Source organism: Terriglobales bacterium, from assembly GCA_035691485.1.
Lineage (GTDB): Bacteria > Acidobacteriota > Terriglobia > Terriglobales > Acidobacteriaceae > JAIQGF01.
In genome coordinates this window covers 42169-48710 of the sequence record DASSIZ010000116.1, presented here as the reverse complement: position 1 = coordinate 48710, position 6542 = coordinate 42169, and the positions used below count along the sequence as shown (strand labels likewise).

General features: G+C 60.1%; 8 protein-coding genes and 1 tRNA gene. 6 read left to right on the top strand and 3 right to left on the bottom strand.

Annotated features, from left to right (window positions below; all coding sequences use genetic code 11):
- Positions 1-122 precede the first annotated feature (122 nt).
- From VFI82_14850 to VFI82_14840, 3 genes are all read left to right on the top strand, one after another.
- Positions 123-1322 (top strand): fibronectin type III domain-containing protein, encoded by a 1200-nt coding sequence (locus tag VFI82_14850; protein ID HET7185962.1) that lies wholly within the window; start codon positions 123-125, stop codon positions 1320-1322.
- A gap of 218 nt (positions 1323-1540) precedes the next feature.
- Positions 1541-1738 (top strand): hypothetical protein, encoded by a 198-nt coding sequence (locus tag VFI82_14845; protein HET7185961.1) that lies wholly within the window; start codon positions 1541-1543, stop codon positions 1736-1738.
- 17 nt (positions 1739-1755) lie between these two features.
- Positions 1756-1840: transfer RNA gene (locus tag VFI82_14840), tRNA-Leu, on the top strand.
- A 75-nt stretch (positions 1841-1915) separates the two neighbouring features.
- Here the strand turns inward: VFI82_14840 and VFI82_14835 are convergent.
- A complete protein-coding gene (locus tag VFI82_14835; GenBank protein ID HET7185960.1) occupies positions 1916-2233 on the bottom strand; it encodes an antibiotic biosynthesis monooxygenase in 318 nt (105 codons plus the stop codon).
- A gap of 242 nt (positions 2234-2475) precedes the next feature.
- On the opposite strand from VFI82_14835, the gene VFI82_14830 reads away from it, so the two are divergent.
- From VFI82_14830 to VFI82_14820, 3 genes are read left to right on the top strand one after another with little or no spacing between them, the layout of a single operon-like run.
- Positions 2476-3267 carry a sulfite exporter TauE/SafE family protein gene (locus tag VFI82_14830; protein HET7185959.1) on the top strand — a complete coding sequence of 264 codons (792 nt, stop codon included), beginning with the start codon at positions 2476-2478 and terminating at the stop codon, positions 3265-3267.
- A 53-nt stretch (positions 3268-3320) separates the two neighbouring features.
- Positions 3321-3617 (top strand): DUF3467 domain-containing protein, encoded by a 297-nt coding sequence (locus VFI82_14825; GenBank protein ID HET7185958.1) that lies wholly within the window; start codon positions 3321-3323, stop codon positions 3615-3617.
- A gap of 49 nt (positions 3618-3666) precedes the next feature.
- Positions 3667-5298: a glycosyltransferase family 39 protein gene (locus VFI82_14820; protein ID HET7185957.1), complete on the top strand. Its 1632-nt coding sequence runs from the start codon at positions 3667-3669 to the stop codon at positions 5296-5298.
- A 29-nt stretch (positions 5299-5327) separates the two neighbouring features.
- Here the strand turns inward: VFI82_14820 and VFI82_14815 are convergent, their stop codons facing one another.
- Together VFI82_14815 and VFI82_14810 are read right to left on the bottom strand one after the other, a co-directional pair.
- Complete coding sequence (locus VFI82_14815) at positions 5328-6065, bottom strand: uracil-DNA glycosylase (GenBank protein ID HET7185956.1); 738 nt, start codon at positions 6063-6065, stop codon at positions 5328-5330.
- Between the two features lie 57 nt (positions 6066-6122).
- The gene (locus tag VFI82_14810; GenBank protein ID HET7185955.1) at positions 6123-6422 is read right to left on the bottom strand and encodes an antibiotic biosynthesis monooxygenase; all 300 of its coding nucleotides are present in this window, start codon (positions 6420-6422) and stop codon (positions 6123-6125) included.
- Positions 6423-6542: the final 120 nt, after the last annotated feature.

The following is a 6542-nucleotide window of genomic DNA, read 5'->3' as shown; positions in this document are numbered from 1 at the left end:
CATCGAAGCTGCAGTTCCATGTGGGCATTGGCCGTAGAATATTTCGTCCGAGACAGAACGGTGTAGTCCAGTTACATCTAACACGCTAGTTGAGCTTCGCGCTCTACTGCTGGAGGAGATCTATGAGTTCCCTTCGAAACTACTCCGTTTCTTTACTTGCGTTTGCTGTTCTGCTGTTGCAGCCGGTAATCGTAGCAGCGCAGACTCAGCCACTCACTATCACCAACGGTCCTGTCATCGAGGACGTAGAAACCAATAGCGCAGAGATTGCTTGGACAACGAGCACCGGTGGCAGCACCGTCCTGCGCTATGGCACGGATCCAAACAACCTGGACCAGACCGCCCAGGAACCGTACGCTCGAGGGGAAGGCAGTCAACATGTTACCCATCGCGTGAAGATCAAGAACCTGCAGCCGAATACCAAGTACTACTTCATGGTCGATTCCGCCCAGGGACAAGGCACCGGCACCGAAGCCAAGAGCTCGGTACAGTCCTTCGCCACCAAGGGCGGGACCTCAGACCAGGGTGGCTCGGCAGCGCTGCAGATCACCGATGGCCCGCGGGTGGAATACGTCGGCACCGATAAGGCGGAAATCGCCTGGACCACCAGCACTGGCGGCAGTTCGCTGGTGCGCTACAGCACCGACCCGAACAACCTGAGCCAGACGGCGCAGGCTCCCTACGATCGCTCCGCGGGCAATGGCCAGCACGTGACCCACCGTGTGACCATCAACAACCTGCAGCCGAACACGACCTACTATTTCGCAGTCGATTCCGGCCAGGGCGAAGGCACGGGCACGGAAGTCAAGAGCCAGGTCGCGCAGTTTACGACCAATGCCGCAAATGCCAGCGGTGGCGACAAAGTTCCACTTTATCGCGGTGTGTCCCCGACTACAGGCGATCATGTGTTCACTTCGAATTACTCGGAGTTAAGCCAAGCCGTGTCCAGCGGCGGCTACCAACGAGAGGGAATTGCCGGGTATGTTCAGCGAACCCAAGCACCGGGGACGGACCCGTTCTACCGCCTAATGAATCCCAAAACCGGCGACCACTTCTATACGACAAGCGCGCCAGAGCGGCAATCGGCAATGGCCAACGGTTACCAGGACGAAGGGATTGCTGGTTATATCGCAAGCAGTCAGCAGCCCGGCACCGTGCCCCTGTATCGAATGCTAAGGGGTAACAAACACTTCTACACCGCCAATCCACAAGAACAGCAAGCGGACGTACAACAAGGCTGGCGCGATGAAGGCATTGCCGGGTACATCTGGCAGCAAGGTACATCTGGCAGCAATAGAAGAGACTGGCGGCATCAGCGATAGCGGCATCTGAAACCACGGTAGTCTCCTAAGACAAGAGGCTCGGAGGGGCAGAAGAACGTAGCAGAGTAGTGTTACCCGACAGTTTGCACTCAGCCCGCTTCGGCGGGCTTTTTTGTGCATTTCCCCGCGCTGCCGGGTGCCCTGGACTGCTGTTCCACGATCTGCGGCGGTCCAGCGTCCGCAACATGGTCCGCCGTGGCATTCCCGAAGTTGTTTGCATGAAAATCAGCGGGCATAAAACGCGCAGCGTATTTGACCGCTATAACGTCGTGAGCGAGTCTGACCTGAATGACGCCGCTCTTAAGATCGAAGCCGGGAAAAAAGTTTGGGCAGAAGTTGGGCAGAATTTCACTGAGGTGCACCAGAATCGGGCATCAGTACCGCAGCCGGAACTTGCAGCAACCAATGCGAATTGAGTAAGTTATGTTCAGATGCGAGAGTGGCGGAATTGGCAGACGCACCAGACTTAGGATCTGGCGGGGAAACCCATGGGGGTTCGAATCCCCCCTTTCGCACCAAAGGGTTTCGCGCGGCTGAGAGGCCGCGCCTTTTCGTTGCGCCAGTCTTGCGCCTAACCGCCGGAGAGCGGCGGCTCAGGCCGCGATGCCCTTGGCAATCTTGTGAAATGTGGAGGTCTCCACGTCAAACGTGTGGACCTTGGGAGCGCTGTGGACCAGGTGGCGGATGAGCTCGTTCACCTCGGCATAGTGCTCACGACTGTAACGATCCGCGTCTTCCCTGGTTTTCCAGATGCTCATCGCCAGGATGCCTTCGCTGTCCGATACGAGCACCATCTCGTCCACAAAGCCGGGCTGCGCTTTGAGGGTAGAAAGAATCTTGCCGTGAACGGTCTGGCAGACTTCCCGTGCTTTTCCGGGCTTGGTCTTAATCTCGACGACTCGTGTGAACATGACGAAACTCCTCCTCGACGCCGCGTGTTTCCCATTCAGATAAAGCCCGTAAGCCCTGCTGGGTCAGTGAGAGGGGTCACGGCCTGAAGTGATGGTGTCAATCCAGGGAGTCACTGGTCAGGGTACGAAGAATCTTCGTGATCCTTAGTGCCCTTCGTGGTTGGAGCTACTGCCTCGTAAATCGTCGCTTATGGCGTCACCCTTCCTCCCCATCTATCTTCTTGAATCTTGAAATCCTAAAGTTGAATCTTCACGTCGTGCACGCGCACGACGCTCTCTTTCTTTTCTTCACCGCTTTCCTGGCCGGCACCGCCAACTCCATCTCCGGCGGCGGCAGCTTTCTGTCCTTTCCGGCGCTGCTGCTGACCGGGGTCCCGCCCATCCAGGCCAACGCCACCAATACCGTCGCCATCTGGCCGGGCGTGGTTGCCAGCACGGTCGGCTACCGGCGCGAGGTCGGCGTCCACCTGCGCATGATCCCGCTGCTCACCATCGTAGGCATGGCCGGCGGTCTGGCAGGCGCCAACATTCTGCTGAAAACGCCGCAAGCAACCTTCCTCCGCCTGGTCCCCTGGCTCCTGCTGATGGGAACGCTGGTGTTCATTTATGGCGTTCGCGTGGCCCGCTGGGTGCGCGCGCGCACCGAACATCGCCCCCGCGTCTCCGCCATCGCCCGCGCCGTGAACGTCGTGCTGCTGTTGCTCATCTCCATCTACATCGGATATTTCGGCGCCGGCGTGGCGATCCTGGTGGCCGCCGTGTTCGCGCTCATGGGATTGGAGAGCATGCACGCCATTAACGGTCTGCGCACCTACCTGGTCAGTGTCTCGAACCTGGTCGCCATTGCGACCTTCGTTGTCGCCGGCGCAATCTTCTGGCCGCAAGCGCTGGTCATGGTCGCCGGTACCGCGATTGGCGGATACGGCGGAGCGTATTACGCGCGGAAAATGGATCCTCGACGGGTCCGCCAGGTTGTGATTGTCATTGGTTTCGTCATGTCGGCTTACTTCTTCTACCGCGTTTACGGGAGTTGACTTTCTTTGGCCATCCGCCGGATGCCACAACCGAAGCCTGCTAAAATCCCGCCATGGCCTTTCCTGCGCAACCCAATATCAAGCTCGTCAACACCGCTGAATATCGCGAAAACTATGCCAACAGCGTACAGGTGCGAGTCAATGTCTGGGACTTTTTTCTCGTCTTCGGCACCCTGCAGCAGTCCACCGAGACCGAGGTCGAAGTGCGCAATTTCCAGGGCGTGTACCTCAGCCCGCAACAAGCCAAGGCGCTGATGAGCATCCTGCAGCAGAACGTCTCGCAGTACGAAAAGACCTTCGGCGACATCAAGCTCGATCCGCACCTGGCGGTTCCCGGCGGCGTCAACTGATGGGATTCAATCCGGATTCCCCGCCTGCTTCGCGTGTATCATCCTTCGCGTGCCGATCACTTCCGCGCCTGCGTCGCTGACCACGGAATCGGCGGCCGTGGTTGGCCGCGGCGCCATAATTTTCGCGCTGCTTCTGCTCGCGCTCCTGCTCACCCACTTCCCTCTTCTGCCATTGCCTTATTTCTGGGATGAGGCGGGCTACTACATACCCGCGGCTCGCGATCTCTACCTGACCGGCGCCCTGATCCCGCACACCACCCTCACCAACGCGCATCCGCCGCTGGTGATGGCCTACCTGGCGGCAGCGTGGAAGGTGTTCGGCTATTCGCCCGCCGTCACCCGCGGTGCCATGCTGCTGGTAGCAGCGTTCACCCTGCTGGCCGTGGATCGCCTCGCCCGGCGCGTCTCCAACCCGGCAGTCGCGCTTGCCTCCGTCATCAACACCGCGCTGTTCCCGGTCTTCTTTTCGCAAAGCGCCATGGCGCACCTGGACATGGCCGCGGCCTGCCTCCTCCTTTGGGGCCTTTATTTCGACCTCGCGGAACGGCGACCCCCCGCGATCGCGCTGTTTGCGCTGGCCTGCCTGGCAAAGGAAACCGCGATACTGGTGCCGCTGTCGCTGTTTGCATGGGAGTTGATTTGCGTCGTAATCGGCAAACGACAATCAGCGAGTCTGATCGCCGGATTCCCAGATCGCCCGATCGCCCGATCTCTTTCGCTTATGCTTGCGACCGTTCCGCTCTGCGCCTGGTTCGCCTTTCACTTCGCCCATACCGGGCATGTGTTCGGCAATCCGGAATTCTTTCGCTACAATCTCGGCTCGACTCTGAACCCGGTGCGCTTCCTGGCCGCATTCGCCCTGCGCCTCTGGCACCTTCTTGGCTACATGAACATGGTCCTGCTCACGCTGGCCGCGGCGCTGGCCATGTTTCTCGAGCCCCGCTCGGATGGTGACGCATCCCGGCGCCAGGCGATTGCACCGCCCGTGCAGGCTGTCTTTTACCTTCTGATCTTGGTTCATCTTGTCGCGCTTGCCATTCTCGGAGGCGCCGTCCTCGCGCGTTACCTCCTCCCTGTCTACCCGCTTGTGGTGATCCTCTGTATTTCCACGCTGCGACGCCGCGTTCCGTGGTGGCCAGCCTTTGTCGCGATCATCTGTGGCGGTTTCCTCCTGGCGCTGGTCACGAATCCTCCTTATCGCTTCGCGCCCGAGGACAATCTCGCCTGGTCCGATTACGTTCGCTTGCACCAGGCGGCGGACGCATTTGCTGCCCAGCGTTTCCCTGCGGGACGTGTCTTGACCGCTTGGCCGGCGTCCGACGAGCTTACCCGCCCCTGGCTCGGTTACGTTCCTCAACCCGTGGCCATCGTGCGCATTGATGATTTCTCCACCCCGCAGGTCCTGGCCGCCTCCGACGCTCGCACCCATTTCCGCGGCGCACTGGTCTTCTCCACCAAGTACGAGCCGCGCAACCTGCTCCGTATTCCTGGGTGGGAGCGCTTGCAAGAGCGCTTCTTCGGCTACCATCGCGATCTGCCTCCAGAACTGGTTGCGCGCATCCTGGGCGCCCGCATCGTCTTCCAGCAACAGCGCCGGCAGCAGTGGGTGGCAGTGCTGGAAATAGACTCGATCCAGAATGTCCGCCTGAGGCGCGAAATTGCTGCCGCGGATACACGCTAATATGCCTGGATTCGGTTGGCTGAGCGTGCCTACGAGGAAGAGGAAACTGCTGCCGCCTGGCTCCGGTTCGCTCTCCCGGTGTCACGCGAGACAAGTTCGCGCGCCTGCTCAAAAATCTTCCTGAACATTTTTTCCGTCAGCTTCCCGGTTTGCGTGTTCTGGTTGGATGGGTGATAGGAAGCGAGCAATATCTTGCCATCCGGCATCGTGTAGCGCGCTGCGTGCGCGAAAACATAGTCTTTCTTGCTCTTCAACTCGCCGCGGCGGCGCAGGTGGTTGAGATAGGCATCAAATCCAATCCGCCCCAGCGCGACCACCACGCGGACCTTCGTCAGCCCAGCCAGTTCCCGGTCCAAAAACGGCGCGCAATTGGCGATCTCCTGCGGCGTGGGCTTGTTCTGCGGCGGGGCGCAGCGTACGGTCGCGGTGATGTAGGCATCCGTCAGCTTCAGCCCATCGCCAAGGTGCGTTCCGTTCGGCTGCGAGGCGAACCCGGTGGCGTGCAGCACCGGGTACATGAACATCCCCGACGAGTCGCCCGTAAACGGCCGCCCGGTCCGGTTGGACCCGTGCGCGCCCGGCGCCAGCCCCAGGATCAGCACGCGCGCATTGGGATCGCCGAAGCCCGGCACCGGCTTCCCCCAGTATTCCCATTCCCGATAGGCGCGGCGCTTCTCTCGCGCGACATTGCGACAGTGATCCACCAGGCGCGGGCAGCGGGTGCACGCTACGACTTCTTTATTGAGCTGTTCCAACCAGGCCGGCATGCGCTTTTTCATTTTACAGGCCTGGTGGGATGTTGTGGATAAGGGCCAGCCGGGCTGTCAGGTGGACTGAAAAACTCCCAGCCTCTTCTCGGATTCGGTCAGCGCCTCCATTTCCTGGTCTAGGGCGGTGTACTCCTTGTGATGCATGACGCGGAAGGCACCGTAGGAATCCTCGTCGTCCCAGGTGTCGATGGTGAAGTAGCGGCATGGATCGTTCATATCGCGAAGCAATTGTGTGCCCCGGTAAGCAGAGTCGCGCTTGAAGAACTCCGCCCAGGTGCCGTCGCTCGCGTAGTGGCGCTCGAAGTCCTCGCGTTTCCCTTCAGGGACTTGGAACTCCCAGACAATCTGGATCATCATCACCTGCCGCGAGCGGCATTAGACAACGGTTATGCCCGCGAATCAATACAGCCGTGCGCTGGGCCAACGAAAGCTTCCAGGTCCCAAAAGCAAAGGGAGAAGCCGGTTAGCTTCTCC

Bases quoted from the DNA above. Each gene is read 5' to 3' on its own strand.
- VFI82_14850 (HET7185962.1), top strand. From the start codon at position 123: ATGAGTTCCCTTCGAAACTACTCCGTTTCTTTACTTGCGTTTGCTGTT.
- VFI82_14845 (HET7185961.1), top strand. From the start codon at position 1,541: ATGAAAATCAGCGGGCATAAAACGCGCAGCGTATTTGACCGCTATAAC.
- VFI82_14835 (HET7185960.1), bottom strand. From the start codon at position 2,233: ATGTTCACACGAGTCGTCGAGATTAAGACCAAGCCCGGAAAAGCACGG.
- VFI82_14825 (HET7185958.1), top strand. From the start codon at position 3,321: ATGGCCTTTCCTGCGCAACCCAATATCAAGCTCGTCAACACCGCTGAA.
- VFI82_14815 (HET7185956.1), bottom strand. From the start codon at position 6,065: ATGCCGGCCTGGTTGGAACAGCTCAATAAAGAAGTCGTAGCGTGCACC.
- VFI82_14810 (HET7185955.1), bottom strand. From the start codon at position 6,422: ATGATCCAGATTGTCTGGGAGTTCCAAGTCCCTGAAGGGAAACGCGAG.